Source organism: Thiomonas intermedia (genome assembly GCF_002028405.1).
GTDB lineage: Bacteria > Pseudomonadota > Gammaproteobacteria > Burkholderiales > Burkholderiaceae_C > Thiomonas > Thiomonas intermedia.
Genome location: NZ_CP020046.1, coordinates 2,112,460 through 2,126,078, shown reverse-complemented (window position 1 = coordinate 2,126,078; position 13,619 = coordinate 2,112,460). Strand labels below are relative to the sequence as shown.

Genomic DNA, 13,619 nt, shown 5'->3' with positions numbered 1-13,619 from the left:
GCCTCAGGCTGTTCTGGCGGGCTGGAGCCCGAGCTCCTGCTGCATGGTTTCGCGAATCTTGAATTTCTGCACCTTGCCCGTGATGGTCAGCGGAAAGCTCGGCACGAAGCGGATGTAGCGCGGGATCTTGTAGTGCGCGATTTTTCCCTTGCAGAAATCGCGGATGTCGTCGTCGGTGGGCGTGGTGCCGGCCTTGGGGATGATCCAGGCGCAGAGTTCCTCGCCGTACTTCGGGTCGGGCACGCCGACCACCTGCACGTCCTGGATCATCGGATGGCTGTAGAGAAACTCCTCGATCTCGCGCGGGTAGATGTTCTCGCCGCCGCGGATCACCATGTCCTTGATGCGGCCGACGATGTTGACGTAGCCCGCGGCATCCATGGTGGCGAGGTCGCCGGTGTGCATCCAGCCTTCGGCATCGATGGCCTCGTGCGTCTTCTCCGCGTCGCCCCAGTAGCCGTGCATCACCGAGTAGCCTCGGGTGCAGAGCTCGCCGGTGGAGCCGGGCGCCACGGTGTCCCCGCTGGCCGGGTCGACAATCTTCACTTCAAGATGCGGCTGCACCTGCCCCACCGTGCTCACCCGCTTGTCCAGCGGGGTGTCGGTGGAGCTCTGGCAGCTCACCGGCGCGGTTTCGGTCATGCCGTAGGCGATGGTGATTTCGGAGAGGTGCATGTCGCGCACCACCCGCTTCATCACCTCGATCGGGCAGGGGCTTCCCGCCATGATGCCGGTGCGCAGCGTGCCCAGATCGAACTCGGCAAAGCGTGGATGATCGAGCATGGCGATGTACATGGTCGGCACGCCGTGCAGACCGGTACAGGCCTCCTCCTGCACGGTCTGCAGGGTGAGCAACGGATCGAAGCCATCGTTCGGATAGACGATGGTGGCCCCGTGCGTCAGGCAGGCCAGGTTGCCCAGCACCATGCCGAAGCAGTGGTACAGCGGCACCGGAATGCACAGCCGATCTTCGGCGGTGAGCTTCATCGCCTCGCCGATGAAATACCCGTTGTTCAGGATGTTGCTGTGGGTCAGCGTGGCGCCCTTGGGAAAGCCGGTGGTGCCGCTGGTGAACTGGATGTTGATGGGCTCATCGGCGGAAAGCATCGCCGCGGCCTCGGCCACCGCCGGGTCATCGGCGCTGCCGCGGGCGATCCAGTCGGAAAAGCGCAGCATGCCGGGTTCCTCGGCCTGGCCAAGATGCACCACCAGCTTGAGATCAGGCAGGCGTGCCGCGCGCAGCTCGCCGGGGGCGCAGGTGGCCAACTCCGGGGCAAGCTCGCGCAGCATGGCGAGGTAGTCGCTGGTCCTGAACGAGGTCATGGTGACCAGCGCCTTGCAACCGACCTTGTTGAGCGCGTATTCCACCTCGGAGGTGCGATAGGCCGGGTTGATGTTCACCAGGATCACGCCAACTTTGGCCGTGGCCAGCTGCATCAGCACCCACTCCACGCTGTTGTGCGCCCAGATGCCCACACGCTCGCCCTTGCGCAAGCCGCTGCGCAGCAGGGCGCTGCCCAGGCGGTCCACCTCGCGCTTGAGCTCGGCATAGCTCAGCCGAACACCCTGGTGACGCGACACCAGGGCCTCGTGCAGGCCCTGGCGCTCGGCCATGGCGTCGAAAAAATCACCGAGGGTCTGGGTGATGAGCGGCTGCTCGGTGGTGCCGCAGGCGTAGGCCTGCACCAGAGGGGTTGGATCGGTCATGAGAGTCTCCCTGAGATTGGATACGCCCGCAACTGCGCGCGGGTCGGCTATCGGTTCAGAATCCGCCCGTCTCCAGCCAGTGCTCGAGCTGGAGAAGACGGTCCACGCCCCAGAAGGGCTGATCGTCGACCACCAGATAGGGCGCGCCGCACATGCCTTCCTGCAGGGCGCGGTCGCAGTTGGCCTTGAGCTGGGCCTTGATGGCCGGATCGGCGGTATGACGCGCCACCCCATCGCTCGCCAGCCCCTGCTCGGCCGCCAGGGCTTCGAGTACCGGCAATTCAGCGATGTTGCGGTTGTGGACGAAATAGGCGGCAAAGCAGCGATGCAGCCACGGCGCGGCCTGCGCGGCCTGATCGCGCTGCAGACCGATGAGCACCCGGGCGGCCTGATAGGTGGCGATCGGGAACGGCGCGGGCTGGACGTAGGGCACGTTCAGGAAACGCGCCGAGCGCGGGATGTCGATGCGGGCATAGTCGCCCTTGAGCGGCTGATCGATCAGCGGCCTCGACCCGGTCGCCTGGAACACCGGCCCGAGCAGGACGGGAACCCACTCGATGTCACGCAGATGGCGCGCCGCGATGGCCTCGATCTGCGTGCTCGCCAGGTAGGCGTAGGGCGAGGAGAAATCGAAAAAAAAGGTGATCGGACTGACGGGCATGGACGTGTCCTGCAAGGTTGGAAGCTCGGATCGGGTTGGACATTCAGAGCGCGCGGGCGATCAGCATTTTCTGCACATCGCTGGTGCCTTCGTAAATCTGGCAAACCCGCACATCGCGCCAGATGCGCTCGACGGGAAAGTCCGCCACATAACCGTAACCGCCGTGGATCTGCATCGCCGCGCTGCACACCCGCTCGGCCATTTCGCTGGCCATCAGCTTGGCCATCGCAGCCTCCTTCAGACAGGGCTCGCCTGCATCCTTCAGGCTCGCGGCGTGCCACAGCAACTGGCGAGCGGCCTCGATCTGCATCGCCATCTCGGCCAGGCGGAACTGCACCGCCTGATGCTCGGCAATGGGCTTGCCGAAGGCGCTGCGCTCGCGCGCATAGCGCAGCGCCGCCTCGAAAGCCGCACGCGCCATGCCGACCGACTGCGCCGCAATGCCGATGCGCCCGCCCTCCAGGCCAGAGAGCGCAATCTTGTAGCCCGCGCCCTCGGCGCCGATGCGGTGGCTCACCGGCACGCGGCAGCCGTCGAAGCGGATCTGCGCGGTGTCGCTGGCGGACTGGCCGGTCTTCTCCTCCAGGCGTTCGACGATGTAGCCCGGCGTGTCGGTGGGTACGAGAAAAGCGCTGATGCCCTTCTTGCCCGCGGCCCGGTCGGTGGCGGCCAGCACGATGGCGACCTGTCCGTTCTGGCCGCTGGTGATGAACTGCTTGACGCCGTCGATGACGTAGTGGTCGGCCTCCAACACGGCAAGCGCCGGGCCGCCCCTAGCTTGCCCTACCCCCTCGGGGGGCGAAGTCGGCAGGCCGACTTCTGGGGGCACATGACGTGCCGTCGTGCGCAGGTTGGACGCATCCGACCCCGCCTGCGGTTCGGTCAGCGCGAAGGCGCCGATCCACTCGCCGCGCGCCACCGGACGCAGCCACTGCTCCTTCTGCGCCTCGCTGCCCCAGGCCATGAGGATGGAGCACACCGGGCAGTTGTTCACGCTGACCACGGTGCTGGTCGCGCCGTCGGCCGCGGCGATCTCCTCGATGGCCAGCGCCAGCGACAGGTAGTCCAGCCCGGCGCCGTCCCACGCTGTGGGCACGGCGATGCCCAGACAACCCAGTTGCGCCAGGCCCCGCAAGGCCTCGCGTGGAAAGCGGCTTTCGCGCGCCCACTGCGCCGCGTGCGGGGCGATTTCTGCCTGGGCAAAATCGCGCACCGCGTCGCGGATCATGCGGTGATCGTCATCGAGCAGCATGGCAGCATGGGGGCGGTGCAAGGAAAAGATCTCCCTCTCCCAGCCTCCCCCACAGCGTGGGGGAGGAGCAGCCAGCCGCTCCCTCCCCAGACGTGGGGAGGGTTGGGGAGGGGAGTGTTCTGGTGCTCACAGCAACTCCACCGCCATCGCGGTGGCCTCGCCGCCGCCGATGCACAGCGCGGCCATGCCCTTCTTCAGCCCGCGTTGCCGCAATGCACCCAGCAGGGTGACGACGATGCGCGCGCCCGAGGCGCCGATGGGGTGGCCCAGCGCCACCGCGCCGCCATGCACGTTGACGATCTCGTGCGGCAGCTTGTACTCGCGCATGGCCGCCATGGTGACGGCGGCGAAGGCTTCGTTCACCTCCCAAAGGTCGACATCGCCCGCCTGCCAGCCGGCCCTGGCCAGCGCCTTGGCGATGGCGCCGACCGGCGCGGTGGTGAACCATTCCGGCGCCTGCGCATGCACGGCGTGCGACACGATGCGTGCCACCGGCTTGCAGCCGAGTCTGTCGGCGGTGGACTGGCGCATCAGCACCAGCGCCGCGGCGCCGTCGGAAATGCTCGACGAGGTCGCCGCGGTGATCGCGCCGTCTTTCTTGAACGCCGGCTTGAGGCCGGGAATCTTGTCGAGCTTGGCCTTGAACGGCTGTTCGTCGCGGCTGATCTGCACCTCGCCGCCGCGACCGGCCACGGTGACGGGCGCCATTTCCCACGCGAAGCTGCCGTCCTCGTTGGCCTTCTTGCTGCGCTCGGTGGACGCGATGGCGAAGTGGTCCATCTCCTCGCGGCTGAAGGCATACTTATCCACGCATTGCTCGGCGAACACGCCCATGGCCTTGCCGCGGTCGTAGGCATCTTCCAGCCCGTCGATGGCCATGTGGTCGTAGAACTGCGCGAGACCGTACTTCACGCCCTTGCGCACGAAGGCCAGATGCGGCGCGTTGGTCATGCTCTCCATGCCACCGGCCACCATCACGGACGCGCTGCCCGCGGCCAGCATGTCGTGGGCGAACATCATCGCGCGCATGCCCGAGCCGCACATCTTCGAGAGCGTGACCGCGCCGGCCGACTGCGGCAGCCCGGCCTTGAGCGCCGCCTGACGCGCCGGGGCCTGACCCTGGCCGGCCATCAGGCAGTTGCCCATGAGCACTTCGTCCACCTGGTCGCCGCCCACACCGGCGCGCTGCATGGCGCTAGCAATGGCGGTGGCGCCCAGCTCCCAGGCGGGCAGGGCGGCGAAGTCGCCGAGCAAGCCGCCGATAGGCGTGCGCGCGGCAGAAACAATCACGATGGGATCAGTCATGTCGGAGTCTCCATAACGGGTTGAGTGGCTTGGTTTTCGATCGGGTGGGCGCGGGCATGCCGGAAGCGGCGCGCCGCGTCATAGGTGAAGACGTCGTACAGGTGGCCGTCGCGGATGCGGCTCTGATGCTCCTGCCAGAAGGCCGCGTCGAGCAGGTCGGCATGGTGCTTCATGAAGACGGCGCGCACCTTGGGGTTGCCCAGCAGGAACTGGCCGAAGGTCTCGGGAAAGACGTCGTGCGGGCCCACGGCGTACCAGGGCTCGGCGGCCATCTCGTCTTCTTCGGTGCGCGGGGTCGGCACGCGGCGGAAGTTGCAGTCGGTGATGTACTCGATCTCGTCGTAGTCGTAGAACACCACCTTGCCGTGACGGGTGATGCCGAAGTTCTTCCAGAGCATGTCGCCGGGAAAGATATTGGCCGCCACCATGTCCTTGATGGCGTTGCCGTATTCGATGACCGCGGCTTCGAGCTGGACGTCGTCGGACTCCTGCAGGTAGATGTTGAGCGGAATCATGCGCCGTTCGATGTAGCAGTGGCGGATGATGATGGTGTCGCCGTCGTATTCGAGCTGCGAGGGGCAGAAGGTCTCGATCTCCTTGATCAGCTCGGGCGAAAACCGGGCGCGCTCGAACGCCACGTTGGAGTATTCCAGCGTCTCGGCCATGCGGCCCACCCGGTCGTGCTGTTTCACCAGCAGGTACTTGCCCTTGATCTTGTCGCGGGTGGTGTCTTTCTGCGGCGGATAGAAATCTTTGATGACCTTGAACACGAAGGGAAAGGACGGCAGCGTGAACACCACCATCACCATGCCCTTGATGCCGGGCGCCACGATGAACTGATCGCTCGAATGCCGCAGGTGATAGAGAAAGTCGCGGTAGAACAGGGTCTTGCCCTGCTTGGCCAGGCCCAGCGCGTTATACAGCTCGGCTCGCGGCTTGCGCGCCATGAGGCTGCGCAGGAACTGCACATAGGCCGACGGAATCTCCATGTCCACCATGAAATAGGCGCGGGCGAAGGAGAACAGCAGCAGCAGATCGTCCTCGCTGAGCAGCACCGTGTCGATGTAGAGCTGACCGCGCTCGTTGTGCAGGATGGGCAGCGCCAGCGGGAACTCGGTGAAGCCGTTGATCACTTTGCCCACCGCATACGCGCCCTTGTTGCGGAAGAACAGCGAGTCGAGCATCTGGATCTGGAAGTTGGCGCGCAGACGCACGTCGTTGCCGAAGCGCCGGCGCACGGCGGCAATCACCTGCGTCACGTCGCGGTCCAGATCGTCGAACGGCAGCGCGAGCTGAAAGTTCTCGATGGCCCGGCGCAGACAGCCGTGCAAGGCCTCGTGGGTGTGCGGGTAATACACGCGGAAGGTCGGCTTGGCCGCGGGCTCTTCGTTCTCGATGTATTCGGTGGACACCGCCGGGCGCACGAACAAAAACTCGTTGTTGAAATGCTCGCGCCGCAGGATCTTGGTCGTCACCGAGTTGAAAAAGGTCTCGGCCAGCTCGGGCTGGTGGTGATTGGTGAGCAGGCCGATGTAGTGCAGCTTGGCCTGCTGCCAAAGCTCCATGGGCTGGTTGCCGGCATCGAGCTCCTTCTGCAGACGCTCGGTCGCCTCGTCCACCCGCTGGTCGTAAAAGGCGATGCGCTCGCGTTGCGCCGCCTGCTGCCCGGCCCAGTCGGCACGCTCGAAGCGCTGCTTCGCCGCCGCACTCACCTGGCGGAACAGCCGGTAATGGCGATTGAAGCCATCGAGCATGGTGCGCGCCATGGCGAACGCCACGGGAGAATCGAGGCGAGGCGGAAACTGGTTCATCGCGCAAGAAAGGTCCGGGAAGGGACACTCACTGTAAGCCCGTACCGGCGACGCGGTAAAGACAGGGGCCGTGCTAGGCTTTTTGCCTTGCGGTCGCGCGGCTGAGCCCGACTGCGACCTTCCATCAAGACTGGAGAACCGCCATGCCCGGACTGCTTCCGAACGTCGACCCCGACGGCCTGCTCGACTACTCGGTGGTCTACACCGACCGCGCCCTGAACCACATGTCGCAGCGCTTCCAGCAGGTCATGCGCGACCTGTCGGCCATGCTGCGGCAGGCCTACAACGCGCCTCACGCGGCCATCGTGCCCGGCAGCGGCAGCTTCGGCATGGAGGCGGTGGCCCGCCAGTACGTGCAAGGCGGACGGGTGGTCATCGTGCGCAACGGCTGGTTCAGCTATCGATGGACGCAGATCATCGAACAGGGCCGTCTCACCGACGCGGCCAATGTGACCGTCTGCAAGGCCCGCCGCACCGGCAGCGGCGCGCAGGCACCGTTCGCGCCCGCGCCGATCGACGAGGTGGTCGCCACCATCCGCCGCGAGCGCCCGGCCGTGGTGTTCGCCCCGCACGTGGAAACCGCCGCCGGCATGATGCTGCCCGACGGCTATCTGCAGGCCGTGGGCGCGGCCACCCGCGAAGTCGGTGGCCTGTTCGTGCTCGATTGCATCGCCTCCGGCGCCATGTGGGTGGACATGGCCGCCTGCAACGTGGACGTGCTGGTCTCCGCCCCGCAAAAGGGCTGGAGCGGCCCGCCCTGCTGCGGCATGGTCATGCTGAACGACCGCGCCGCGCAGCAGCTCGACGCCACCCAGAGCGACAGCTTCACCTGCGACCTGAAGAAGTGGCACCAGATCATGCAGGCCTACCTGAACGGCGGCCATGCCTACCACGCCACCATGCCCACCGACGCCCTCACCCAGGTGCGCGACGTGATGCGCGAGGCCTTCGACACCGGCCTGCCCAGGCTGCGCGAGCAGCAGATGGCCCTGGGCCGCGCCGTGCGCGACAGCCTGGAACGCCGCGGCCTGGCCAGCGTGGCGGCGCCCGGCTTCCAGGCGCCCGGCGTGGTGGTGAGCTTCACCACCGATCCGGACGTGCAGACCGGCAAGAAGTTCGCCGCCGCCGGGGTGCAGATCGCCGCGGGCGTGCCCCTGGCCCTGGATGAAGGCCCCGACTACAAGAGCTTCCGTATCGGCCTGTTCGGCCTGGACAAATGGGCCGACGTGCCCGCCACGGTGCGCCGGCTGGATACCGCGCTGGACGCGGCCGGGCTGCGCACGCAGGCGCAACCGCAACCCGCCTGATCGCAGCCCCCACGGCGGGGCAGAGCCCCGCCTGCCCCCCGAGGGGGCGGGGAAAGCCTGGGGCGGCCCTGCGCTTTCCCGCGTGCCAACTAACGCCGCGGACCATGCTCGTGCGCGCCGCATCGGCCGCGGCCTGACACGCATGTGGCTCACGCTGTTTCCGCGAACAGTTCCCGCCCGATCAGCATGCGGCGGATTTCCGAGGTGCCCGCGCCGATCTCGTACAGCTTGGCGTCGCGCCACAGCCGGCCCAGCGGATACTCGTTGATATAGCCGTTGCCGCCGAACACCTGGATGCCCTCGCCGGCCATCCAGGTGGCCTTCTCGGCGCACCACAGAATGACACCCGCGCAGTCCTTGCGCACGCTGCGGGCGTGGCCGTCGCCCAGCGCGTCCAGGTTCTTGCCCACGGTGTAGAGCAGGCTGCGCGCGGCCTGCAGCACGGTGTACATGTCGGCCAGCTTGCCCTGAATGAGCTGGAACTCGCCGATGGCCGTGCCGAACTGCTTGCGCTCGTGCACGTAGGGCACCACGTTGTCCATCACCGCCTGCATGATGCCCACCGGCCCCGCGGCCAGCACGGCGCGCTCGTAGTCGAGCCCGCTCATCAGCACGCGCGCGCCGCCGCCCACGCTGCCCAGCACGTTCTCCGCGGGCACCTCGCAGTCCTGGAACACCAGCTCGCCGGTGTGGCTGCCGCGCATGCCCAGCTTGTCGAGCTTCTGCGCCACCGAAAAGCCCTTGAAGCCCTTTTCCACCAGGAAGGCGGTGATGCCCTTCGGCCCGGCCGCCGGGTCCGTCTTGGCATAGACCACCAGCACGTCGGCGTCCGGCCCGTTGGTGATCCACATCTTGCTGCCGTTGAGCACGTAGGCGTCGCCGCGTTTGTCGGCGCGCAGCTTCATGCTCACCACGTCGCTGCCGGCACCCGGCTCGCTCATGGCCAGCGCGCCCACATGCTCGCCGCTCAGCAGCCTGGGCAGGTATTTGGCCCTCTGCGCGGCGTTGCCGTTGCGGCGGATCTGGTTGACGCACAGGTTGGAGTGCGCGCCGTAGCTCAGCGCCACCGAGGCGCTGGCGCGGGAGATTTCCTCCATCGCCACCATGTGCGCCAGGTAGCCCATGCCCGTGCCGCCGTCGGCCTCGGGCACCGTCACCCCCAGCAGCCCCAGGTCGCCGAACTTGCGCCACAGGTCCATCGGGAACTGGTCGGTGCGGTCGATCTCCGCCGCGCGAGGGGCGATCTCCTTGTCGGCGAAGTCGCGCACGGCCTCGCGCAGGGCGGCGATGTCCTCGCCGAGTTGAAAGTCCAGTCCGGGCAGTTGCATGGGGTCTCCTCGGTTGTTCCGTTCGTTGCTGCGTTCAGTACCGCTTGGGCACCGGCGCGATGGTCTGCTGCATCACCGCGCAGAGTGTTTCGATGCCGTCCGCGGCATGGTGCACCACTTCGGCGGTGGTCACGATCAGCCGTTTGCCCGCCCGCACCACCCGTCCGTGAGCGCGCAGCTCGCCGCCGGCAAAGGCGGCCAGGAAGTTGATCTTGTACTCCACCGTGGTGACCTCGTCGCCCTCCGACGCCACCGTCATGGCCGCATAGCCCCCGGCCACATCGGCCAGCGCGCCAATGGCCCCGCCGTGGAAGCCGCCCTGCTGCTGATTCACCCGCGCCGAATGCGGCAGCCGCAGCTCCGCCTCGCCGGGTGCCAGCCGCAGCAGCTCCACGCCAAGCGTGCTCATCATGCCCTGGCGGGCGAAACTCTGGCGAACGGCTTCCTCCTGCGCGGGCGAGAGGGCGGCGGGGGCAGTCGTCATGGGTAAGGTCTCCGTTGGGGCTGCTCTGTCGGCAGGTTCTGAAAGCTATCTTACCTTCCGTTTACGTCAACGTGAATAGAGGCCCATGCAGCATGACGTCTGGAGGCGGGTGCCGCGCACCGCCGCTTTGCGCCCTGCGAGGTGATTACACTGCGCAGCCCTCCTCGCCCAGCCGCGTACCCGGTCCTGGCTCACTGATTCCCCATGATGTCTTCCCCACACGGCACCCTCGGCATTGATTTCGGCACGTCCAATTCAGCGGTTTCATGGGCCGTTCCGCAAGGACTGTCGCGCCTGATTCCGCTGGAAGGCGATGCGCTGGCCATGCCCACGGCCGTGTTCTTCAACGCGGAAGACCATCGCACGCATTTCGGCCGCGACGCCGTGCAGCACTATCTCAGCGGCACTGAGGGACGCCTGATGCGTTCGCTCAAGAGTCTGCTGGGCAGCCCGCTGCTGCTGGAGAAGACCGTGGTCAACCACCGCCAGATCAGCTTTCAGGACATCGTGGCGACCTTCCTGGCCGAGTTGCGCCACCGCGCAACGCAGGCCCTGGGCAGCGCCCCCACGCGAGTGGTCATGGGCCGGCCGGTGCACTTCGTCGACGACAACCCGGAGCGCGACGCCCAGGCGCAGCGCTCGCTGCACGAGGCCGCCCTGGCGGTGGGGTTCGAGCAGGTGACCTTCCAGCTTGAGCCGATTGCGGCGGCGCTCGATTACGAACGTCGCCTGTCTCGCGAGAGCCTGGTGCTGGTGGTCGATCTGGGCGGCGGCACATCCGACTTCACGGTGGTGCGGCTGGATCCGCAGCGGAGCGCGCAACGCGACCGCAGCGCTGACGTGCTCGCCACGTCGGGGGTGCACATCGGCGGGACCGATTTCGACCACAAGCTCAGCCTGGAGCGGGCCATGCCCCTGCTGGGCTACCGCCACCTTGGACCTCAACTGCGCGAGGTGCCCAGCCGCGTGTTCTTCGATCTCTCGACCTGGCACCTGATCCAGTGGCTCTATCTGCCCCGTGCGATGAGCCAGGCGCAGGCCCTGCGCGAAGACTATGCCGAGCCTCGCTTGCACGAGCGGCTGATGACGGTGCTGCACCACCGCGCGGGGCATCGGCTGGCGCATGAGGTCGAGCAGGCCAAGATTCGCTGCTCGCAGGACGATGCGGACGCGACGATCGCGCTGCCGTTCATCGAGAAGGGCTTGCAGAGCACGCTCAGCCCCGCCGATCTGCGCGATCATCTGGCGGACTTGCTGTCGCGCACCGTGGCCTGCGCCCGCGAATGCGTGCAGCGCGCGGGACTGGGCACGGCTGCCATCGATGCGATCTATCTCACTGGCGGGTCGAGCGCGCTGCGCCCGTTTCAGCGCGCGCTGCAGGCCGAGTTCGCCGACGTGGATCTGGTGGTGGGCGACCTGTTCGGCGGCGTGGCCTCGGGCCTGGCGTACAGCGGCGACTGAGCCGTCGCGTCCACGCTGCCCGCGCCGGAAAATCCTCAAAATTTCACGGTTCTGCCTCCCCATTCGAGGCGCAACGCGGCTCCGGCGCCCATGACGCCACGACAATGACGCCAACGATGCCCCATGGCGCCACCGCCGCCCGGCCCCCATCGCTCGCCTTCCATCAAGACAACCACGCCGCAGACCCTGAGCGTTCAGCATGACGGACCCCACACTCCAGTCCTTACGGCCTGAGGACTCCGCGTCCTCTTTACCGCCGGATGCGGTGGATCTCAGCATGACCATCGACCGCGCCAGACTTCTGCTCGACCGCGCGCCGTTGGTGTTTCTCGGCGCCATGACGGCGGCGGTGGGCATGGCCTCGGTGCTGCAGTCCCATCAATCGCCCGAGGCGCTCTGGGCTTGGGTGATGGTCGTACTGGGCGTTCACCTGCTGCGGCTGGCCGTTTCGTACCGGGCCAGCCAAAAGGGCGTGCTGGAGCGAGCCCCGCAGCGCTGGCTGTTTCGGCTGCGGCTGAGCGTATTCGCTGCCGGAGCGGTGTGGGCGCCGATTCCTCTCTGGCTCTACCCGGCGGCCGCACCGGCGCAATGGTTTGCCACGCTGGTGCTGTCAGCCGTAGCCGGAGCTGGCATGGCAACGCTGGCCATGGACACGGCCTCGGCCATGTTGTTCATCCTGCCGTTCGCCGTGCCGGTCATCGCACGCCTGGTGCTGGCGGACCTGCCCTTGCTCCAGATGGCCGGCGTGCTGTCGGCGTTCTATGCGATCTATCTGTTTTCGGCCTCCTGGCAGATGCAGAAGATGTTCCGCGAACTCACGCTGCTGCGTGCGCAGGCGGCCAAGCAGGCGCGTGTGGATCATCTGACCGGGCTGCCCAACCGGGTGGGCCTCCGCCTCGATCTGGAGCGTGCGCTGGCGCGGTCGCAGCGTGCCGGGAGCGTCGTGGCCGTGGGCTATATCGACCTCGACGACTTCAAGCAGGTCAATGACCGCCACGGTCATGCGGCCGGCGACGCACTGCTGCAGCAGCTCGCGCAGCGCTGGCGCCAGGAGTTGCGCGCCTCTGAATCGATTGCGAGGCTGGGAGGCGACGAGTTCGTCATTCTGATCGAAGACCTCGATGCGGAGGTGCGGCAGGCGCAGATCGAGGCCGTGGCCATGCGCATCCACCGTGCCGTGGAGGCGCCCTTCGCCGTCACCGGAACCCATGCGCCAGCGCGCGTGGGCATGACTATGGGGGTGGCATGCTTTCCCGATCATGGCGAGACGCCGGACATGCTGCTGCGCCAGGCCGACGCGGCGATGTACCAGAGCAAGCAGCGCAAGACGACGCGCGCTAAGTGGTGGCAGTTAAGCGAACGCAGCGAGCCCACCTGAACCGCAGCAGCTGGCCCCGGGCCGCCCCCTCACGTCGACCAGACGCGCGGCACGCAGGCCTCCAGACCCCAGCCCACCCGCCGCCATGCGGTCCAGACCGCGCGGCACAGCGCGGCCACCGGCTCGATGCGATGCCCCAGCACCCGCACGGCGATGATCTGCGCATGCGGCGCCGTCGCCCCCCACAACACCTCATCCACCGCCGCCGCATCGGCCGCCTGCCTGGCGGTCTCGATCAGGGCGTCGCGGCGTTGCGCGGCCAGCGGGCTGCCTGCGGCGAACAACAGCGTCGCCAGCGCGGTATGGCCGCGCAAGCCGCCGGGCCCGTGAAGCAGCACCTCGTCGTCCCCCGCGATGCAGCCGCGCTCCAGCCAGATGCCGGGCAGTTCGACGTGCTGGGTGAAACGTCCGGCGCGGAAGGCGGCGTCGCCCGCGGGCAGGCCCAGCGCCAGCAGATCCCAGGCGATCAGCTCGGCGCCCGGTGCGAGGTGAAAGCGGCTGCGGTTCTCGCCCAGGCATGCGTCGTAGGCTAGCGTCTCCAGGGGCAGCCATTCCAGCCGGGCTCCGGAGGCGAGACGGGCTTCCAGGGTTTGCCGCGCAGGCGCGCCGGTGCTGCGGTAGAAGCGCCCAGCCCCCGGCGTGGTGACCAGGGCGTGCGCACCCGCTTGCACCGACAGATCGATGTCCAGAATGTCGCCCCCCACCAGCCCGCCCGGCGGATGCACGAGCACCTGATGGCAGATGCCGGGCGCTTCGGGATAGTGGCTGGCCAGCGCGCGCAGGCCGCCCTCGTGCCGGTGACGCAGCACCGTTCGCTCGGCCTCGGAGGAGAACTGCAAGTGCAACCGTGAGTGCCAGGGCGCCATGGACCAACTCGGACAAGGGGACGGGAATCGCCGCCGTGGCCCCTGCGGCAAGGGCGCTC

11 protein-coding genes are annotated in these 13,619 nt (G+C 67.6%); 3 read left to right on the top strand and 8 right to left on the bottom strand.

Annotation, left to right across the window (positions count from 1 at the left end; translation table 11 throughout):
* Positions 1-3: 3 nt before the first annotated feature.
* The 5 genes from BVH73_RS09890 to aceK all read right to left on the bottom strand — a co-directional run bounded on the left by BVH73_RS09890 (position 4) and on the right by aceK (position 6,736).
* The gene (locus tag BVH73_RS09890; RefSeq protein ID WP_079418248.1) at positions 4-1,707 is read right to left on the bottom strand and encodes an AMP-binding protein; all 1,704 of its coding nucleotides are present in this window, start codon (positions 1,705-1,707) and stop codon (positions 4-6) included.
* A 55-nt stretch (positions 1,708-1,762) separates the two neighbouring features.
* Positions 1,763-2,368, bottom strand: coding sequence for a 2-hydroxychromene-2-carboxylate isomerase (locus tag BVH73_RS09885; protein WP_079418246.1), 606 nt, complete (start codon positions 2,366-2,368; stop codon positions 1,763-1,765).
* Positions 2,369-2,411: 43 nt separating this feature from the next.
* Positions 2,412-3,620: an acyl-CoA dehydrogenase family protein gene (locus BVH73_RS09880; protein WP_079418244.1), complete on the bottom strand. Its 1,209-nt coding sequence runs from the start codon at positions 3,618-3,620 to the stop codon at positions 2,412-2,414.
* A 126-nt stretch (positions 3,621-3,746) separates the two neighbouring features.
* Positions 3,747-4,925 (bottom strand): acetyl-CoA C-acyltransferase, encoded by a 1,179-nt coding sequence (locus tag BVH73_RS09875; RefSeq protein WP_079418242.1) that lies wholly within the window; start codon positions 4,923-4,925, stop codon positions 3,747-3,749.
* Positions 4,922-6,736 (bottom strand): bifunctional isocitrate dehydrogenase kinase/phosphatase, encoded by a 1,815-nt coding sequence (gene aceK, locus BVH73_RS09870; protein WP_079418240.1) that lies wholly within the window; start codon positions 6,734-6,736, stop codon positions 4,922-4,924. Before aceK ends, BVH73_RS09875 begins: the two co-directional genes overlap by 4 nt.
* Positions 6,737-6,879: 143 nt before the next feature.
* Here aceK and BVH73_RS09865 point away from each other — a divergent pair, with 143 nt between their 5' ends.
* Entirely contained in the window at positions 6,880-8,043 is a 1,164-nt protein-coding gene (locus tag BVH73_RS09865; protein WP_079418238.1) for an aminotransferase class V-fold PLP-dependent enzyme, read from the top strand.
* Positions 8,044-8,192: 149 nt separating this feature from the next.
* On the opposite strand, the gene BVH73_RS09860 is transcribed toward BVH73_RS09865, so the two are convergent.
* Both BVH73_RS09860 and BVH73_RS09855 read right to left on the bottom strand, forming a co-directional pair.
* Positions 8,193-9,371 (bottom strand): isovaleryl-CoA dehydrogenase, encoded by a 1,179-nt coding sequence (locus BVH73_RS09860; RefSeq protein WP_079418236.1) that lies wholly within the window; start codon positions 9,369-9,371, stop codon positions 8,193-8,195.
* A gap of 34 nt (positions 9,372-9,405) precedes the next feature.
* Positions 9,406-9,855: a PaaI family thioesterase gene (locus tag BVH73_RS09855; protein ID WP_079418234.1), complete on the bottom strand. Its 450-nt coding sequence runs from the start codon at positions 9,853-9,855 to the stop codon at positions 9,406-9,408.
* 204 nt (positions 9,856-10,059) lie between these two features.
* Between BVH73_RS09855 and BVH73_RS09850 the strand changes: the two genes are divergently transcribed.
* Positions 10,060-11,316 (top strand): Hsp70 family protein, encoded by a 1,257-nt coding sequence (locus BVH73_RS09850; RefSeq protein ID WP_079418232.1) that lies wholly within the window; start codon positions 10,060-10,062, stop codon positions 11,314-11,316.
* A 277-nt stretch (positions 11,317-11,593) separates the two neighbouring features.
* Positions 11,594-12,694, top strand: coding sequence for a GGDEF domain-containing protein (locus tag BVH73_RS09845; RefSeq protein ID WP_169836770.1), 1,101 nt, complete (start codon positions 11,594-11,596; stop codon positions 12,692-12,694).
* 29 nt (positions 12,695-12,723) lie between these two features.
* Here the strand turns inward: BVH73_RS09845 and BVH73_RS09840 are convergent, their stop codons facing one another.
* Positions 12,724-13,560 carry an urease accessory protein UreD gene (locus BVH73_RS09840; RefSeq protein WP_079418228.1) on the bottom strand — a complete coding sequence of 279 codons (837 nt, stop codon included), beginning with the start codon at positions 13,558-13,560 and terminating at the stop codon, positions 12,724-12,726.
* Positions 13,561-13,619: the final 59 nt, after the last annotated feature.

What these genes read in the sequence shown, in the direction of transcription:
- BVH73_RS09850 (WP_079418232.1), top strand. Translation starts at nt 10,060, where the DNA reads ATGATGTCTTCCCCACACGGCACCCTCGGCATTGATTTCGGCACGTCC.
- BVH73_RS09845 (WP_169836770.1), top strand. Translation starts at nt 11,594, where the DNA reads ATGACCATCGACCGCGCCAGACTTCTGCTCGACCGCGCGCCGTTGGTG.
- BVH73_RS09885 (WP_079418246.1), bottom strand. Translation starts at nt 2,368, where the DNA reads ATGCCCGTCAGTCCGATCACCTTTTTTTTCGATTTCTCCTCGCCCTAC.
- BVH73_RS09890 (WP_079418248.1), bottom strand. Translation starts at nt 1,707, where the DNA reads ATGACCGATCCAACCCCTCTGGTGCAGGCCTACGCCTGCGGCACCACC.
- BVH73_RS09855 (WP_079418234.1), bottom strand. Translation starts at nt 9,855, where the DNA reads ATGACGACTGCCCCCGCCGCCCTCTCGCCCGCGCAGGAGGAAGCCGTT.
- BVH73_RS09875 (WP_079418242.1), bottom strand. Translation starts at nt 4,925, where the DNA reads ATGACTGATCCCATCGTGATTGTTTCTGCCGCGCGCACGCCTATCGGC.
- BVH73_RS09860 (WP_079418236.1), bottom strand. Translation starts at nt 9,371, where the DNA reads ATGCAACTGCCCGGACTGGACTTTCAACTCGGCGAGGACATCGCCGCC.
- BVH73_RS09880 (WP_079418244.1), bottom strand. Translation starts at nt 3,620, where the DNA reads ATGCTGCTCGATGACGATCACCGCATGATCCGCGACGCGGTGCGCGAT.
- BVH73_RS09840 (WP_079418228.1), bottom strand. Translation starts at nt 13,560, where the DNA reads ATGGCGCCCTGGCACTCACGGTTGCACTTGCAGTTCTCCTCCGAGGCC.
- aceK (WP_079418240.1), bottom strand. Translation starts at nt 6,736, where the DNA reads ATGAACCAGTTTCCGCCTCGCCTCGATTCTCCCGTGGCGTTCGCCATG.
- BVH73_RS09865 (WP_079418238.1), top strand. Translation starts at nt 6,880, where the DNA reads ATGCCCGGACTGCTTCCGAACGTCGACCCCGACGGCCTGCTCGACTAC.